At 41.9% G+C, this 16,538-nt stretch carries 11 protein-coding genes; 6 read left to right on the top strand and 5 right to left on the bottom strand.

The features are described 5' to 3' along the window. Nucleotides 1-313: 313 nt before the first annotated feature. The gene (gene gppA / locus PCIT_RS18080; RefSeq protein ID WP_010366939.1) at nucleotides 314-1,813 is read right to left on the bottom strand and encodes a guanosine-5'-triphosphate,3'-diphosphate diphosphatase; all 1,500 of its coding nucleotides are present in this window, start codon (nucleotides 1,811-1,813) and stop codon (nucleotides 314-316) included. A gap of 41 nt (nucleotides 1,814-1,854) precedes the next feature. Continuing rightward, nucleotides 1,855-3,129: an ATP-dependent RNA helicase RhlB gene (gene rhlB, locus PCIT_RS18075; RefSeq protein WP_010366941.1), complete on the bottom strand. Its 1,275-nt coding sequence runs from the start codon at nucleotides 3,127-3,129 to the stop codon at nucleotides 1,855-1,857. A gap of 91 nt (nucleotides 3,130-3,220) precedes the next feature. Here rhlB and trxA point away from each other — a divergent pair, with 91 nt between their 5' ends. From trxA to PCIT_RS23255, 3 genes are all read left to right on the top strand, one after another. Further along, complete coding sequence (trxA, locus tag PCIT_RS18070) at nucleotides 3,221-3,547, top strand: thioredoxin TrxA (protein ID WP_010366943.1); 327 nt, start codon at nucleotides 3,221-3,223, stop codon at nucleotides 3,545-3,547. A gap of 206 nt (nucleotides 3,548-3,753) precedes the next feature. Next, complete coding sequence (gene rho / locus PCIT_RS18065) at nucleotides 3,754-5,013, top strand: transcription termination factor Rho (protein ID WP_010366945.1); 1,260 nt, start codon at nucleotides 3,754-3,756, stop codon at nucleotides 5,011-5,013. Nucleotides 5,014-5,140: 127 nt separating this feature from the next. Beyond that, nucleotides 5,141-6,403 (top strand): methyl-accepting chemotaxis protein, encoded by a 1,263-nt coding sequence (locus PCIT_RS23255; RefSeq protein ID WP_010366947.1) that lies wholly within the window; start codon nucleotides 5,141-5,143, stop codon nucleotides 6,401-6,403. On the opposite strand, the gene PCIT_RS18055 is transcribed toward PCIT_RS23255, so the two are convergent. Then, nucleotides 6,380-9,220 (bottom strand): ATP-binding protein, encoded by a 2,841-nt coding sequence (locus PCIT_RS18055; RefSeq protein WP_010366949.1) that lies wholly within the window; start codon nucleotides 9,218-9,220, stop codon nucleotides 6,380-6,382. The genes PCIT_RS23255 and PCIT_RS18055 overlap by 24 nt on opposite strands. Nucleotides 9,221-9,291: 71 nt before the next feature. Here PCIT_RS18055 and PCIT_RS18050 point away from each other — a divergent pair, with 71 nt between their 5' ends. Then, entirely contained in the window at nucleotides 9,292-9,870 is a 579-nt protein-coding gene (locus tag PCIT_RS18050) for a DNA-J related domain-containing protein (protein ID WP_010366950.1), read from the top strand. Here PCIT_RS18050 and dbpA read toward each other — a convergent pair. After that, nucleotides 9,860-11,248, bottom strand: a complete 1,389-nt coding sequence (gene dbpA / locus PCIT_RS18045; RefSeq protein ID WP_010366952.1) for an ATP-dependent RNA helicase DbpA — start codon at nucleotides 11,246-11,248, stop codon at nucleotides 9,860-9,862. The genes PCIT_RS18050 and dbpA overlap by 11 nt on opposite strands. A 155-nt stretch (nucleotides 11,249-11,403) precedes the next feature. On the opposite strand from dbpA, the gene PCIT_RS18040 reads away from it, so the two are divergent. After that, complete coding sequence (locus PCIT_RS18040) at nucleotides 11,404-12,792, top strand: M20/M25/M40 family metallo-hydrolase (RefSeq protein ID WP_010366954.1); 1,389 nt, start codon at nucleotides 11,404-11,406, stop codon at nucleotides 12,790-12,792. Nucleotides 12,793-12,958: 166 nt separating this feature from the next. After that, a complete protein-coding gene (locus PCIT_RS18035) occupies nucleotides 12,959-13,795 on the top strand; it encodes a tetratricopeptide repeat protein (RefSeq protein ID WP_010366956.1) in 837 nt (278 codons plus the stop codon). Here the strand turns inward: PCIT_RS18035 and PCIT_RS18030 are convergent. Then, nucleotides 13,792-16,407, bottom strand: coding sequence for a sensor domain-containing protein (locus PCIT_RS18030; RefSeq protein WP_238348040.1), 2,616 nt, complete (start codon nucleotides 16,405-16,407; stop codon nucleotides 13,792-13,794). The genes PCIT_RS18035 and PCIT_RS18030 overlap by 4 nt on opposite strands. Between the last annotated feature and the right edge of the window lie 131 nt (nucleotides 16,408-16,538).

The raw sequence follows: 16,538 nt of genomic DNA, 5'->3' as shown, positions 1-16,538 counted from the left end.
CTTCATATTTTTAAAGAACGTTGCGATGATTAAGCGCTTTGCTTTATCTCGCTAGGGCTGCGCATATTACGCCTTCCTATTTTTTTGTCAACACTTAATTTTAAAAAGTTTTTAAAGCTAAGTTTTACTTGACGCTAACTCGTTTCAGTTTGCTTTTCAGCGTGTTGCTCCGTGTCAGTGGGGTCGCATTATAGGGCGATACAGAAAAAGCGCAAGCGCTTTATTACAAAAGAATGACAAAAACAGACTGTTCGAACAAAAAACAAACTCAACAAGCAAATATGCTGAATATACATACAAAAAGAGCGCTAATTTAGCGCTCTATCGTTAATTGCCATGACATTCTATGTTGGTAAGTTGCTTCTTGCTCTAGCTCACTTAACATAAGTGGATGCTCAGATAACCACTGACCTGCAAATGAAAAGTGTAAATGATCAGCTTTATCCATTGTAACTACAAAGTCGGCCAGTACATCATCTTTGCGTCTCATGGATAGAATAACCGCCAACCTAGTTAGACGGATCAATCGAGTCGCTAATAAGGTTTGACTTCCCAGCCCTGTAAATAGCTTTGAACTTAAATCTGCACGATGGCCTGACGTCAGTGCCACAATCAGTTGCTTCTCTGCTTTGCTAAATCCAGGCATACCCGTATTATTTAAAATATACGCGCTATGTTGGTGGTATTGTTTATAATCAATCACCAGACCAATTTCATGTAAGTACGCTACAGCAGTTAAGATCGGGCTAGTATATGCCATGTCTAGCTGCCAAGAGTGAGCCAGCTGCTTTGCCAACTTAATACTGATTTCGGTTACTCGCTGAGCTTGACGTTTATCAACATGGTACCGCTCAGTGAAACCGTCTAATGTGCGGTTGCGAATATCCGTATTTTGAAAATCAGATATCATGCTATATAGCACACCTTCACGAAGCGCACCGCCAGCAAGACCCATTTGTTGGATTTCTAAGCTCTGAAACAATGCAATTAAAATCGCCAACCCAGAAACAAACACCAAACGCCGCTCTTCACTCAAGCCAGGAAGCTGCAGTTGCGCAATGCTTGCATACTGCATAGTGTGTGTTTGAATAACCAGTAAGCGCTCAAGTGTTAGCACTTCGCTTTCGCCCGAAGCTGCTAATATTTCTTGAATTGCTTGAATAGTGCCAGACGCACCAATCGCTAATTCCCAACCCATATCGATGTATTGAGATTGTATCGGCGTAATCACAGTCGCGGCCGCTGCTATCGCCTTATCAAAATTGTCTTTGCTTAAGGTGCCATCAGAAAAATACTTTTCTAGAAAGGTAACACACCCCATATCTAAGCTTTTATAAAGCTCTGCACTGAAACCCTGACCAATGACGACTTCAGTACTGGCTCCACCAATATCGATCACAAGTTGCCGACCTTGGCACGCCGAGGTATGCGCTACACCTTTGTAAATCGTCTTCGCTTCAAGCTCTCCACTAATCACATTAATTTTGTGACCTAAGATACGCTCAGCTTCAGATTTAAAATCATCCGAGTTTGTCGCCAAGCGCAATGTCGCGGTTGCGACAATGCTGATATTTTGAGCCGGGATATCTTGTAAACGCTCAGCAAAAAGCGCTAAGCACTCCCAGCCTCGCTCCATCGCCTCGACAGACAGCACATTATTTTCATTCAATCCCGCGGCCAAGCGAACTTTGCGTTTTACACGGCCAATAGTATGAATACCGCCAGCCATATGTTTAGCAATTAACATATGGAAGCTGTTAGAGCCTAAATCTATAACAGCGAACACATTACTTTGTGGAAAATCTTGCCCCACTCTAAATACCTCTAGCTACTACCATGTATTCATAAACCACACTAAGAGCGTGGTTTATGATGACTATTTTGACGACGTCCATTATTACTGCGATTACGTTGAGGACCAGAAGAGTAGTTACGCTTGCGTTGTATCTGCGGCTTAGTTAAATCATCGAGTAATGCTGATTTATCATAGTGAGACAATGGGATCGCATGTTCAATATATTGCTCAATTTCATGTAAATTATAAGCATATTGCTCACAGGCAAAACTAATCGCATTACCAGAAGCACCAGCACGGCCTGTACGGCCAATACGGTGTACGTAATCTTCACAGTCATCAGGTAAATCAAAGTTAAATACGTGGCTGACCTCTGGAATATGTAGTCCTCGAGCTGCAACATCGGTGGCAACTAAGAAGTCAATATCACCTTTAGTAAACTGCGCTAAAATTGCTTGTCGCTTTTTCTGATTAACATCACCTGTTAATAAGCCAACGCGATGCTTGTCTGCTTTGAGCCACGCATACACGTTTTCACAGCTTTGTTTGGTGTTGGCAAACACAATCGCCTTATCTGGCCACTCTTCTTCTATTAACGTAAGTAATAAAGGTATTTTGTCATCATGTGATGGATGAAATAACTCTTCTTCTATCAACTTGCCCGTTTTTACATCTGGCTCAATTTGAACATGCTCAGGGTTAGTCATGTGCTCAAAAGCAAGCTCTTGGACGCGATAAGACAGCGTTGCTGAGAAAAGTAAATTTAGTCGTTCTGAAGTGTCTGGCATTCGGTTAAACAAATAACGAATATCTTTTATGAAGCCCAAATCAAACATTCGGTCGGCTTCATCAAGCACTACAACTTCGATTTCATTTAGGCTATATGCCCCTTGTTTATAGAAATCAATCAAACGACCCGTGGTGCCAATTAAAATATCTACACCATTTTCAAGTTGGACCCGTTGTTTTTCGTAATCTTCGCCACCATATATCAAACCTAGTTTAAGATTACAGTGTGGCGCGATGATTTTTGCATCTTTGTGGATCTGAATCGCCAACTCCCGAGTGGGAGCCATGATCAGCGCTCTTGGGTGCTTTCTGGAAACACCTTTATTTTGCATCAAACGGTGGCAAGTGGCTGTTAAAAAAGCCAAAGTTTTCCCTGTTCCCGTTTGAGCTTGGCCCGCAATATCACGACCATCGCAGATAAAAGGCAAACACTTTGCTTGAATTGGCGTACAATATTCGAAGCCATTCTCAGCTAATCCGGCGACCACTTCCGGAGCTAGAGCAAAGTCAGAAAATTTATTATTGGTCAAATGTGTCTTAGTCATAGCAATTAAGCATAACGTTTAAACTTGCAATAAGAAACAAGAGTGTTTAAATACGCAGTAAATAATTCGCCTAATTCTAACGGAGAGCGTAATGAGCGACAAAATTATTCAACTAACTGATGACAGCTTCGAAGCTGATGTACTTAAATCAGACCAGCCTGTACTTGTAGACTTCTGGGCTGAATGGTGTGGCCCTTGTAAGATGATTGCGCCAATTCTAGATGAAGTGGCCACTCAATATGAAGGCAAAGTCACTATTGGTAAACTAAACATTGACCAAAATGCCGGCACTCCTCCAAAGTTCGGTATCCGTGGTATTCCTACACTACTTCTATTTAAAGACGGTGCAGTCGCTGCAACTAAAGTTGGCGCATTATCTAAAACTCAGCTTGTTGAGTTTTTAGACGCTAACACCTAAATAGAAAATGACATCAATATCAGTGCATATTGATGTCATTTTACCCAACAAACTTTAATTTTTTATTTTTATTTACACAAAATCTGTTTAAAGACTGGACGACTAGCCGCCTACCTGCTAGTTTATAAAACCACAAACCTTAGTAGTATCAAATCAACCTCTCTCGTAGTTACGAGAATGACAATTGTAATAAAGAACCCACCAATATGCATTTACGCGAACTGAAAGACAAGTCAATCAATGAACTTGTAAAACTAGCCGAGTCCATGGGACTTGAGAACGTAGCACGTCTAAGAAAACAAGATATTATTTTTGCTATTTTAAAAGCTCATGCTAAGAGCGGCGAAAATATTTACGGCGGCGGAGTTTTAGAAATTTTGCAAGATGGCTTCGGCTTTTTACGCTCATCAGAAGCATCTTACTTAGCTGGCCCAGACGATATTTATGTATCACCAAGTCAAATAAGACGCTTTAGTATGCGTACTGGTGATACCATTAGCGGCTTGATCCGTCCACCGAAAGACGGCGAGCGCTACTTTGCATTGTTAAAAGTAAATGAAGTTAATTTCGATAGACCAGAAAACTCTCGTACTAAGATCTTATTTGAGAATTTAACGCCAATCCATGCAAACGAACGCTTTGTTATGGAACGTGGCAACGGCAGCAAAGAAGATATTACTGCTCGCGTATTAGACCTTGCATCACCAATTGGTCGTGGTCAACGCGCCCTTATCGTTGCACCACCTAAAGCGGGTAAAACGATGTTGCTGCAAAATATTGCTCAGTCGATTACATACAATAACCCAGATGCTACTTTGATGGTGTTGTTGATAGATGAGCGCCCGGAAGAAGTAACTGAAATGCAGCGTCTAGTTAAAGGCGAAGTCATCGCATCAACATTTGATGAGCCAGCTAACCGTCACGTTCAAGTAGCTGAAATGGTTATTGAAAAGGCAAAGCGTCTAGTAGAGCATAAGAAAGATGTTATTATCTTGCTCGATTCAATTACTCGATTAGCACGAGCATATAACACGGTTATTCCATCATCAGGTAAAGTCCTGACCGGTGGTGTTGATGCAAACGCATTGCACAAGCCAAAGCGCTTCTTTGGTGCCGCACGTAACGTGGAAGAAGGGGGTAGTTTAACTATCGTCGCAACTGCACTGATCGACACCGGCTCTAAAATGGATGAAGTTATCTATGAAGAGTTTAAAGGTACCGGTAACATGGAATTGCACCTAAATCGTAAGATTGCTGAAAAGCGTGTATTCCCTGCGATTGACTTCAACCGTTCAGGTACCCGTCGCGAAGAGTTACTTACCAAAGCAGATGAGCTACAAAAAATGTGGATCTTACGTAAGATCGTACATGAAATGAGTGAAATCGATGCGATGGAATTCCTAATTGATAAATTATCAATGAGTAAAACTAACGACGAATTCTTTGATTTAATGCGCCGTAAATAACGTTTTAAATCAATAATAAAAACCTGCTGATGCAGGTTTTTTTATGCCTAAAATAAATGGAAGGATAGCGTTTTTTGTTCTATACCTAGAGAGTCGTTTAGTCGTTTTAGCAAGGACTTATCCATTCATGAAGCCGCAACATCTCATCGCTTGGTACTTTACTGCCAACAGCCTATGTATATTTATCGTTATGGTCGCTTTTTCATTACCAGGGGCTGCTACAATCACACTTCTGTCGGTATCAGCTTTAACCGCAGGAGTACTGGTTAAATACATTAGTAGAGGAAATGCAGGCACCCCTTATTTGAGTAAGTTAGTGGCAGCATTATTAAAAGATGACAATATTGACCTCACTTACAGATTTGATGAAAGTGCACCCAATATTCCTCCAGCCTGTTTAGCCATTAATGCTAGCCTCGCAACCATCGAGCATTTAATTGGCGAAGTCTATTATTCATCATCACGGTTATCACCTATGGCTGATAGCTTGCGTGATACCTATTCATCAATGACACAAAAAGCCACAATTCAGCATACTCATGGTACGGATCTAGAAGTCTCTTTCAATCGCATGATCACCGTCGCACGCGAATTAGATGAAAACTTAGATAAGATTTATAGCTCAGTCGATGAAGCCACACAAGCCGTCAAAAAAACGCGCGTAGACACAGGGAAAAGCCAAGAAAGCCTAATGAGTCTTGCTGAAAATATTCAAGCGACCAGTACACAAATAGAAGCACTCAAAATCGACAGCGACGCCATCAGCTCTGTGATTGATGTTATTAACTCCATTGCTGAGCAAACCAATTTACTTGCATTAAATGCCGCGATTGAAGCAGCGCGCGCCGGGGAACAAGGTAGAGGTTTTGCAGTGGTTGCTGACGAAGTTCGTAGCCTAGCAGCTCGTACCAGCCAATCGACCCAGCAAGTACGAGATATGGTCTCCAAGATTCAAGCGGGTACCGACAGTGCACATAACCTTATGCTGGCCGCCCTAGGAGAAACGCAAACTACCGTGTCTTTATCGCAAGCATCCACGTTAGAAGTCGATCAAATTGAGCAAGCAATGTTAGACATCAATACCTTATCACAGAGCATACATGAACAAGTCAGTCGCCAAAAAGCAGTATCAGACGAGGCGCAAACGAGTATTGACTCTCTAATTGAGCTAAATTCAGACGCACTCAATAGCTCCCAAATACAAGCGGTGTCCAGTAATGATTTAATCAATTTAGCGCGCAGTATCCATGCTAAACTTTCTATCTTTAAAGTCGATTCAACGTTACTCGATCATAACCAACGTGCAGATGAAAGTCGGCTCCACAAAATAGTTATCGATGAAAAAATGATGATGCAGCAAAATAACTCAAATGATATTGAGCTGTTCTGAGGCTGCGGCCAATTTTAACTCATCACATAAAATTAGATATAAATGTTGCGCTTGGGTATGGTCAGGTGTTGATAATACCTGGTCTAGTTGTTTTGCTGTATTCGCAATATCATGAAAACCAAATGTTATCGCGGCGCCCGCAAGGCGGTGGCATGCGTTTTTTAGTGATTGTATTTGATTACTTTCCCATAAATCCACAATATTGAAGCGCTCTTCTTCTAACGTCTCTATAAAACTTGCGGTGAGATCTGACATATCTATCTGCATATGTGTTGTGTAACACGCCCTATGCCTCAAGTGCTGTGACAAGATTTGATGCAATAATTTGGTATCGACAGGTTTGCCTATATGGCCTGTAAACCCATGTTCTAGATACCCTTTTATTTCGCGCGACATTACATTGGCAGTTAACGCATAAATCGGCCCATCAAACCCAGCTTGTCGCAGTATTCTAAATGCCTCCAAACCGTCTAATTTTGGCATTTGTATATCCATTAACACTAGGTCAGGAAACTCTGACAAACACACTTCGATAGCAGCTTCGCCATTATTGGCAATCAACACCTCAGGCCCCATATTAGATACCAAACGAGAAAACAACGCGCGATTATCTGAATGGTCCTCAGCAATCAATACTTTACCTGCAAGCGCCTCCAGAGTGTCAGCTTCTATTTCTAACCTTGTATTTCCAACGTACGCCTTGACGAGGCAAGGGATCTTCACGGAAAATTTACTTCCTTTGTCTAAGGTACTTTCTACACTGATTTTTCCATTCATCATATCAATAAGCTGTTGAGACAAAGACAACCCTAACCCAGAGCCACCAAAACGGCGAGAGATACTATTATCACCTTGCTGAAAACAGTCAAAAATACTATTCAAGTACTTTTCGTCCATACCAATTCCAGTGTCTTCGACAACAAATGATACAGTCCCTTCCGATACTGATACCGTTAACTCAACACAACCCTGCTCAGTAAACTTAACAGCATTACCCAATAGGTTTATCAGTACTTGTTTTATCCGTATGTAATCAAGCTCTACTAAATATGATTCAAGCAGTTGATTATGTATGATAAATTTCAAGCCCTTCTGCATACAAGCATGTTGAAACATATCGCTAATATCTGTGATTAAACCACCAAGTTCAAACTCACTGAGCTCTAACTCAAATTGCAACGCTTCTATTTTACTTAAATCTAAAACATCACAAATCAATTCGCGTAAGTGCTCCCCCTGTCGATGCACAACCTTCAATGATTCTTGTAATGCGCGATCTCTTTGATGGTCTAGCAACAAGGCTTCTGTATGCCCCAAAATAGAGGTCAGTGGCGTGCGTATTTCATGACTGATATTTGCCAAAAATTGACTTTTAACTTGGTTCGCTTCTCGTAATTCGTCGGCTACTTGCTGCAATTGTGCGGTTCGCTGTGCCACCTGGCGACTAAGTTCTGTTTTAGTATGTTGCAACACCCGCTTTCGATATACACTAACGCCTGCAATACCCAGCGAAAGTACGAGTAACCCTCCTAACCACACAAGCTGTTCTCGTTGCTCAATCTGTAGCTTTTGTAATGCTTGATATTGTTTTAGTGTTTTTATTTCCTGATTAAGCTCCTTTTCCGCTACCGTTGCTTGATATTGTTCTAACTTTTGACTCAAGCTTCTACTTAATAACTCTTTTTCCAACTGATGGTGTGCTCGGTAGTTTTCCAGAGCTTGCTGTGGTTCATCTAAAGCAGCCAGAATAAAAGACATTAATAAATAACCGTCTTTTTCCTTACGTGCTGCGCCCGTTTCTTGAGAAAGCGCAATAAGTTCCGCCGCACTGTCTTTAGCCTGGTTGTATTCCCCTCGAGCGAATTGGGCTTGAGCAAACGGATAAAGTGCTTCTCTGCGCCCACCGAGGCTACTGGCTTGCTCAGCATAATATAAAGCAAAATTTGCTTCGGCTAAGCTTTGCTCAACATTCCCTTCTTCCAAACTCAACATAGCGAGGTTTGTATACTCAAAGCTCAGGTGCTGCCAGCTTTCTGTTGATTCATAATACGCAATCGCCGCCATTTGATTTACTCGAGAAAGCTGCCAACGCCCTGTAAATTTATAAATAACGCCCAAGTTCGCTTGTGATAATGCCGTCCCATAATCGTCTTCTAGTTCTATAAATAACTTAATAGCACGCAATAAGATTTTTTCCGCTACCGCATAACGAAATTGCTGGATGTAAACCCCGGAGAGATTCAACATAATATCGGCTTCATCCTGCTTATCTCCATGCACTTCATAGAGTTGATGTGATGAAACATAATGAATAATAGCTAAATCGAGTTGATGGGTTTGCATATACGTAAGGCCTAAATTGCTTTGTATATTCGCAATTTCCAATGGATTACCACGCTCAGTCGCTACTTTCAACGCTCGCTGGTAAAGCACTGCTGCCTCAATAAAATGCCCTTGAAAATAGGTAGCGACACCCTGAAATTTCATGCTGAAATAAAAAGCGTCGCTAAGCGGGTCATGCTCGGTCAGTTTTTCCAGCTCAGAAAAGTACTTGGCAGCCCCTGTATATTGTTGGTATTTCAATGCCTGGCGACCAAGGTTTTCAATAAGTGATTCAAGTTGCTTTGACGAAAGGTCAGGATGTGAACGTAGTTGCTCTCCAACTTTCACTACGCGTTGCCATGATGGCAAATCATTTAACGTCATCAACTTATCATTAAGAAGCGTTGAGGCTGTTTTCGCATCCGCATGCCATGACATAGTTACGCCCATCAATATTAATAGAAAAATAAGGCGAAAACCTGAATTACCCGTCATCCTTGACCCTCGTTGAAATACGAAATTTAATTATGCTAAGGTGAAGATACACTAACTAAAAAGATCGAACAATGTTCAACCCGCTACTGGATATTATATTTATTGAACTCTCTACAGGTAAAACGTATAAAGTTCATACTTTAGTCGCACTACTGGGGGAGCAAGGATATTTACCACAGCTAGATAATGAGCCAAACAAAGCGCTATTTAAAAAAAATTTTTTAGTTATGAATGCGTTATTTCAGTTACAAGATGAGTTACTCGTCAGTGGGCAATATTTACATATCGACAGCATGAGTATTTATCTCACTGCAACGCTAAGAAAGGAGTTAGTAATTAATAACCCGTTAAAAGACTATTATTTAGACTGGCATAATTATGATACCAGTGCGCAAGAAATAGAGGATTTACTGACGCAGTTTTGGCAAAATATTTATCGCCATGAGCCAGCCCTTACTTTAACTCCCGAAGAACTACACAACTTATGCGAAACTTGGCAACTGCCCTACCCATTTACGCACAAGCAACTTCAGAAAAGGTGGCGACAGCTTGCATTGATACACCACCCAGATAAAAACCCCGCTGACGGCGAGGTTTTTAAACAGTGTCACGATGAGTACCTAACGCTAAAATCTGCGGCTAGTGATTAATCCGACGTACCCTAAACTTACGCCCTTTCAACTTTCCTTCACTTAGCTTTCGAAATGCTGGCTTAGACGCATCTCTTGCTACGGCAACATACGCAGTATTATCTAATACATTTATTTTGCCTATTTGCGCAAATGCGATCCCTTGCTCACCGGTTAAGCTGCCGACTATGTCACCGGGACGTACTTTTTGCTTTTTACCGCCATCTATTTGCAAGGTGATCATCTCTGGTTTGTATGGTGCTTTATCTAACAAGCTATGCGCTGGTACTTGAGATGGTTCAAAGTCACGATCATACACATCACCAATTTGCGCGACTTTAAACTCTTCACTTTCACCATAAATTGAGCAAGCAAGGCCTTTCTTACCACCACGCCCCGTGCGGCCAACACGGTGTACATGCGTTTGTGCATCATGCGCTAAATGGTAATTGATCACCATGTCCATATCGTCGATATCTAAGCCCCGAGCAGCTACGTCAGTGGCCACCAAAATAGACGCACTTTTATTAGCAAAGCGAATGAGAGTCTGTTCGCGGTCGCGTTGTTCTAGGTCACCATGCAGTGCCACCGCATTAAATGCCGCATCTTGTAAGTCGTCACACACTTTTTGCGTTTCAACTTTAGTGTTACAAAACACCACACAGCTTTGCGGTTTATTTTGTAATAATAATAAACGTAAAGTGTTAAACCGCAGCTTGTTATTATCTAGCTTATAAAACAGTTGCTTAATACTGGTGTTAACTACTTGGTCTTCAACCTTTACCATTTCAGGTTGATCCATGACACGCTCTGAGATCGCTTCAATACGTTTTGGAAATGTCGCGCTAAACATGAGGTTTTGACGGTCATCTGGTAAGTAGCTCACAATATTATCTAGTGCATCAGCAAAGCCCATATCAAGCATTTGATCAGCTTCATCGAGCACTAACGTCGATACTTCATTAAAATTAAGCGTGCCTTTAAATAAGTGATCTTCAATACGCCCAGGCGTGCCAACAATGATATGTGCACCATGTTCTAACGAGCCAATTTGCGGACCAATGGGCACACCGCCACATAAAGTAAGAATTTTAATATTGTGAATGCCGCGTGCCAATTTGCGCATTTCAGTCGCAACCTGCTCAGCCAGCTCACGCGTCGGGCATAATACCAACCCTTGAATGCGAAAACGTGCGACATTTAAGCGAGATAGTACGCCTAAGCTGAACGCTGCCGTTTTGCCAGAACCCGTTTTAGCTTGGGCAATGACATCTTTTCCAGATAATATGACAGGCAAACTTTGTGCTTGCACTGGGGTCATGTTTTTATAACCCAAATCACTCACGGTATCTAAAAGTGCCTGCTCTAAAGGCAAAGTGTTAAAAGCGGTTGCGCTCACGGTACTATCTCATCAATAAAAAATATGCCCAATTTTAGCAGATTAAACGCGCTACGAATATCGCAGTGCACAGTATTTGATCTCATTTACGTTTGCATCACCTTTTGTTAATGCCACAATAATGTTTTGTACTCAGCTGTAATACCAAGGACATCATGAAAAAACTATTTAGTACGTTATGTTTAGTGAGTTGTATCTCTAGCACAGTTCACGCTCAAGAGTTTTCACCAGAACAACTTCAGCAAGTTGCACAAGTGCGTGAAGCCGCATTGAAGAGTGATTTGAGTTGGCAGATCCTTGAATCTTTAACCACAGAAATTGGTCCTCGTTTACCGGGCACCGAAAATGATAAAAAAGCAGTTGAGTGGGCACAATCACAATTTAAGGCATTAGGCTTCGATAAAGTGTGGATTGAGCCTGCTACCTTTCCACATTGGCGCCGATATCATGAATCAGCGTCAATCATCACACCAAGTGAACAACCTCTGCACTTAACGGCGCTTGGAAATAGTGTGAGTACACCTAAATCCGGCATCCAAGCTGATGTGGTGTTTTTTGAAACTTTAGATGAGCTCATTGCTTCACCTGAAGGCAGCCTAAAAGGCAAAATCGCATTTATTAACTATCGCATGAATCGCCACATTGATGGAAATGGTTATGGACCGGCGGTAAAAGCCCGTAATAGTGGCGCAGTAGAAGCAGCCAAAAAAGGAGCCATCGCCTACATGATGCGCTCAGTGAGCACCAGTCATCATCGCTTTGCGCACACAGGCGGTAGTCATTATAAAACCGGCGTGACCAAAATCCCAGCAACGGCGGTAGCCAACCCCGATGCGGATCAACTCGCTCGTTTATTTAAAAGCGGTCATAAAGTACAGGTAAAGCTGAATATTCAAACTGAAGATTTAGGCGAAGGCACCAGCTATAACGTCATTGGTCAGTTCAATGGCACACAGTACCCCGAGCAATATGTACTTATTGGTGGTCACCTGGATTCTTGGGACCTTGGTACCGGCGCGCTAGATGATGGCGCTGGCGTGGCATTAACCATGGCAGCCGCAAAACATATCAGTGATGTAAAACGTCCTAAACGTAGTGTTCGAGTTGTTTTATTTGCCGCAGAAGAACTTGGTCTATGGGGTGCAAAAGCCTATTTCAAACGTCATGAAAAGACGCTCGATAATATCGTCGCAGCCGCAGAGTCTGACTTTGGTGCTGACGTTGTATACGGGTTTGAATCTAATGTTGCCGCCGATGCACTGCCAGTTGTCCGTGAAATCGCCAAGCAATTAGCGCCATTGAATGTAAAATATATTCGTAAAAATGCAGCTCGAGGAGGTCCTGATTTGATTCCACTTCGCAATGCAACATCAGCAGCCATATTTGAACTACACCAAGATGGTACTGATTATTTTGATTATCACCATACCGCTGACGATACATTAGATAAAGTTGATCCTAAAAAACTGCAACAGAACACCGCAACCTATGCTGTATTCGCCATGATGGCCGCAGATGCTAAAACAAAAATATCAGGAAAATAATCTCACTTCCCTGATATACCCTGTCAGTAGTAGGCTTATTCATAGCTACTACTGACTGCACCCACGTTACAAACGCTTACACTTTACAGAGCAAGAATCATTGCTCCACATGATTGATTTTCATACTATTTAACTTCTATTTCATTCACTATAAAAGAGAAATGTTATGGCCTTAACGACGTGGCTATCACCTATTTTGCAATGCCTCTTTTCCCTGCACGATATTATTGAACGTATCGTGGTAAAGCATTATCGCTATTTATTACTTATAGTATCAATACTGGGTGCAGGCTATATGTACGTCTCTCATACGCAAAGTATTGTGCTACAGCAGCAACTTTTACAAAGCCCTAAAATTGATGATGTCTATATTGTTGACTTAGGCCGGATCCAGACTGAGCGACAATATCAACCGCAATATCGTATCGCTCAAGTACGACAAGTGGGTGAAAATCAAGTTGTGTTGGCACAAAGTGATATAACTTACCGACGCAAACGTGATGCCATACGTGCAATCAAATTAGACTCTCTCATGCTAGATAGTTTTTTTCGTTCTGAACGCTTGACGTTTGAACGTACCCAGTTAGCCCCGCTTTTCAAGATTGATGCGATAGATGATGCCTATCGAGCAAAAGATATTTATGTCATGGGTGGCATTGTAAAACAGCGCCAAAAGCCGCTGCCGATTAATCATAAAATCACCTCTAACCTAGGCCTCACGGTGCACAATAGTGAAGGGATCCGCTTATATCAGCAAAAAGACTTTATTCTCGCACTGGCTGCGTTTAACACTGCCGCCGAAGCAGGAGATGCGTGGGCACAATACAATTTAGCGGGGATGCTTGAACTCGGTGAGGGTACAAACATCAACCTTGCACAAGCGCATTACTGGTACCAAAAGGCTGCAATCCAAGGCCACCAACGGGCTCAACACGCTTTAAACCTGCTTTGTGAAAGCCAGCCTCTCTATTGCAAACAACACATCCCTAACGATGTAAACTAAGGTAACTCAATCACTTGCTCAGTAAGCCAATGTTCAAATTCTAATGCGGGAATTGGCTTACTATGCAAGTAGCCTTGGCTATAGTCACATTTCAATGTCCGTAAAAAGTCTAGCTGAGGCTGTGTTTCAACCCCTTCAGCCACCACCGTGAGATTTAAATTACCCGCCATTGAAATAATCGCCTTCACCAGCGCCCTATCTTCTTGGTCATTTGGCAAATCTCGAATAAATGCCCGATCGATTTTCAATTTCGACAACGGAAAACGTTTTAAATAGCTTAAAGATGAGTAACCTGTACCAAAGTCATCAATCGCCAGTTCAACGCCCAAATCACGAAGCGCGTTAAGTTGCTGTAAAATATTATCTGAATTATCTGCTAGCACTGTTTCTGTGATTTCAATTGTTAAACAGTGGTGCGCCAAACCGGTTTCCTTTAGCACTCGAGCAATTACCTGTGCCATATCGGCTCGCTGAAACTGAATACTCGATACGTTTACCGTCACAAAAAATGACTGCTGAATACGATCGCACCAAGCTTTTGCTTGTGAACAAGCTTGATATAACACCCACTCCCCAATCGTTACAATTAACCCAAGCTCTTCACAAATGGGGATGAACTTATCTGGAGGCACCAGCCCCAAAACCTCATTATGCCAGCGCAGCAGCGCTTCAGAACCAATATGCTGACCATCAGAACTCACTATTGGTTGGTAAAATACTTTTAATTCTTGGTTTGACAGCGCCTTATGTAATGCCCCCTCTAATTGCCGCCTAGCCTGAGCATGTTCATGCATAGCCGCAGTATAAAATTGATAGCAATTACGGCCATGCTCTTTGGCCTTATACATCGCACTATCTGCATTGCGTAATAACGCTTTTCTGTCTCCCCCATCATCTGGGAAAAAGGTAATACCCATACTGCCCGATACAAATGTTTCATGACCTTCAAGTTCAAACGGGGCCGCAAGTTGTTGTAGCACTTTATTAGCTATTTTTTCTATATCACTAATGGTATCAATATCTGGTAACAGTAAGGCAAACTCATCTCCACCCAGGCGCGCAACTATATCAGAACTACGCGTGCACTCTTTTAAACGCTGCGCCGCCTCGATGAGCAACAAATCGCCAATGTGGTGACCCAAAGTATCATTTACTGCCTTAAATCTATCCAAATCAATAAAACAAATGGCGAGTCGGCTAGCGTGTGTTTTGGCGCGATCTAAACTGTGGTCAAATTGTTCATGAAAATGTAAGCGATTCGCCAGTCCAGTTAACGTATCAAAGTTGGCTTGTTGCCACATCATTTGCTCATGATTTTTCCGTGATGTAATGTCATTAAATAGCGCCACATACATTTCAATATTGTGTGCTTCATCAAATACGGCCGACACCTGTAGCCAACTCGGATAGACCTCTCCAGCCTTGCGTCGATTCCAAATCTCTCCTTCCCAATGACCATGTTCATGTAATTCACGATATAACTGCTTAAAAAAAGCGGGGCCATGCCTACCTGAATTGAATAACGCAGGTGATTCACCTAGCACCTCTTCTGAGCTATAGCCCGTTATTTGGCTAAAGGCTCGATTTACCATCTGGATATTATTATCTTTATCAGATACTAATACTCCTTCGCTGGTCGTAGAAAATACGGTGCTGGCTAAGCGCTGCTCACGTTCATTCGCAAGCCGTACGGTAATATCTTGCAAGACATAAATAAAACCCAATCGTACGTCTTTAGCGTCTCGTACATCACTTTTGGTCACGCTAAAGATTCGGCTTTGACCTTGCAGCCTAACCTCGCATTCTTTATTTGAATATGAAGCTTCAAAGAGGCACTCAATACCAGGAAACAGTGTATTGATTGAATTATTCAGCATGCCTCCAATAAATGTAAAGTCATCTGAAACACGAGAGTTAGCTGATAAAATCTTGCCATGATCATTGGTGAATATTAAGTAGTCACCAATCGCATCGAAAATAGCACTTAACCTTGCTCCTTGAGACTCAGAGCGTTTTTTAGCACGGCGTAACCGCATTAAAAATACCCCCAATATCAATGTTGCGCCGCACAAGACCACAATAACCACACTTAATAATAACGTTTGCGATTGGTTAACTTGCTTAATTTCTTGTGTTTGTAACACAACTTGTTGCTCTAAGTTGGCCTGATAATGCCATAGTGATTGTTGTAAAAACCGTTGTTCGCTTATATCTTGAATAATTGAAAATAATTTAATTTCATTATTTTTATCGCGAAAAGGGACCGAATACACACTCACGGTGCGAATCGTTTGATCTGCTAATTGATGACGAAAAATAAAATAGTTGCGCCCTTCCGCCACGGCGTTTTTTCGCTCAATTGCCACTTGCTCTGCTGTAAACTGATTAATGTCTTGGATACGCAGTGTAAGCAATTCAGATTCTGCGTAACCATAAAACGCAGCAGCGGCATTATTTGCAGCAGTAATTTGCCCAGAGCTTGGGTCAATAATTAACATCACGGCACTATTATTGCGAAAGACCTGTGCCGGTAAATCCACGGCTTTACCGATACTACAATAAAGTAACAAAACGACACTGACTATTGTTGTAATTATTTTCAATCCAGCCACCACAGTATACAAATTAGGCCCAGATAAAGACTATAGTGCAAACCGACCTCAATGAAAATACGCCAATTTATAAGTATTGCACAATATTAAATAAAGGATTAATTATAGCTACAGGTGAGCGGCTTACAGTC

The sequence above is a fragment of the Pseudoalteromonas citrea genome, assembly GCF_000238375.3.
In the GTDB taxonomy this organism is placed as follows: Bacteria; Pseudomonadota; Gammaproteobacteria; order Enterobacterales; family Alteromonadaceae; genus Pseudoalteromonas; species Pseudoalteromonas citrea.
The sequence above is the reverse complement of the archived record's forward strand: the minus strand, read 5'-3'. Positions and strand labels throughout refer to the sequence as shown.

What these genes read in the sequence shown, in the direction of transcription:
- rhlB (WP_010366941.1), bottom strand. Translation starts at nt 3,129, where the DNA reads ATGACTAAGACACATTTGACCAATAATAAATTTTCTGACTTTGCTCTA.
- trxA (WP_010366943.1), top strand. Translation starts at nt 3,221, where the DNA reads ATGAGCGACAAAATTATTCAACTAACTGATGACAGCTTCGAAGCTGAT.
- rho (WP_010366945.1), top strand. Translation starts at nt 3,754, where the DNA reads ATGCATTTACGCGAACTGAAAGACAAGTCAATCAATGAACTTGTAAAA.
- PCIT_RS23255 (WP_010366947.1), top strand. Translation starts at nt 5,141, where the DNA reads ATGAAGCCGCAACATCTCATCGCTTGGTACTTTACTGCCAACAGCCTA.
- PCIT_RS18055 (WP_010366949.1), bottom strand. Translation starts at nt 9,220, where the DNA reads ATGACGGGTAATTCAGGTTTTCGCCTTATTTTTCTATTAATATTGATG.
- PCIT_RS18050 (WP_010366950.1), top strand. Translation starts at nt 9,292, where the DNA reads ATGTTCAACCCGCTACTGGATATTATATTTATTGAACTCTCTACAGGT.
- PCIT_RS18040 (WP_010366954.1), top strand. Translation starts at nt 11,404, where the DNA reads ATGAAAAAACTATTTAGTACGTTATGTTTAGTGAGTTGTATCTCTAGC.
- PCIT_RS18035 (WP_010366956.1), top strand. Translation starts at nt 12,959, where the DNA reads ATGGCCTTAACGACGTGGCTATCACCTATTTTGCAATGCCTCTTTTCC.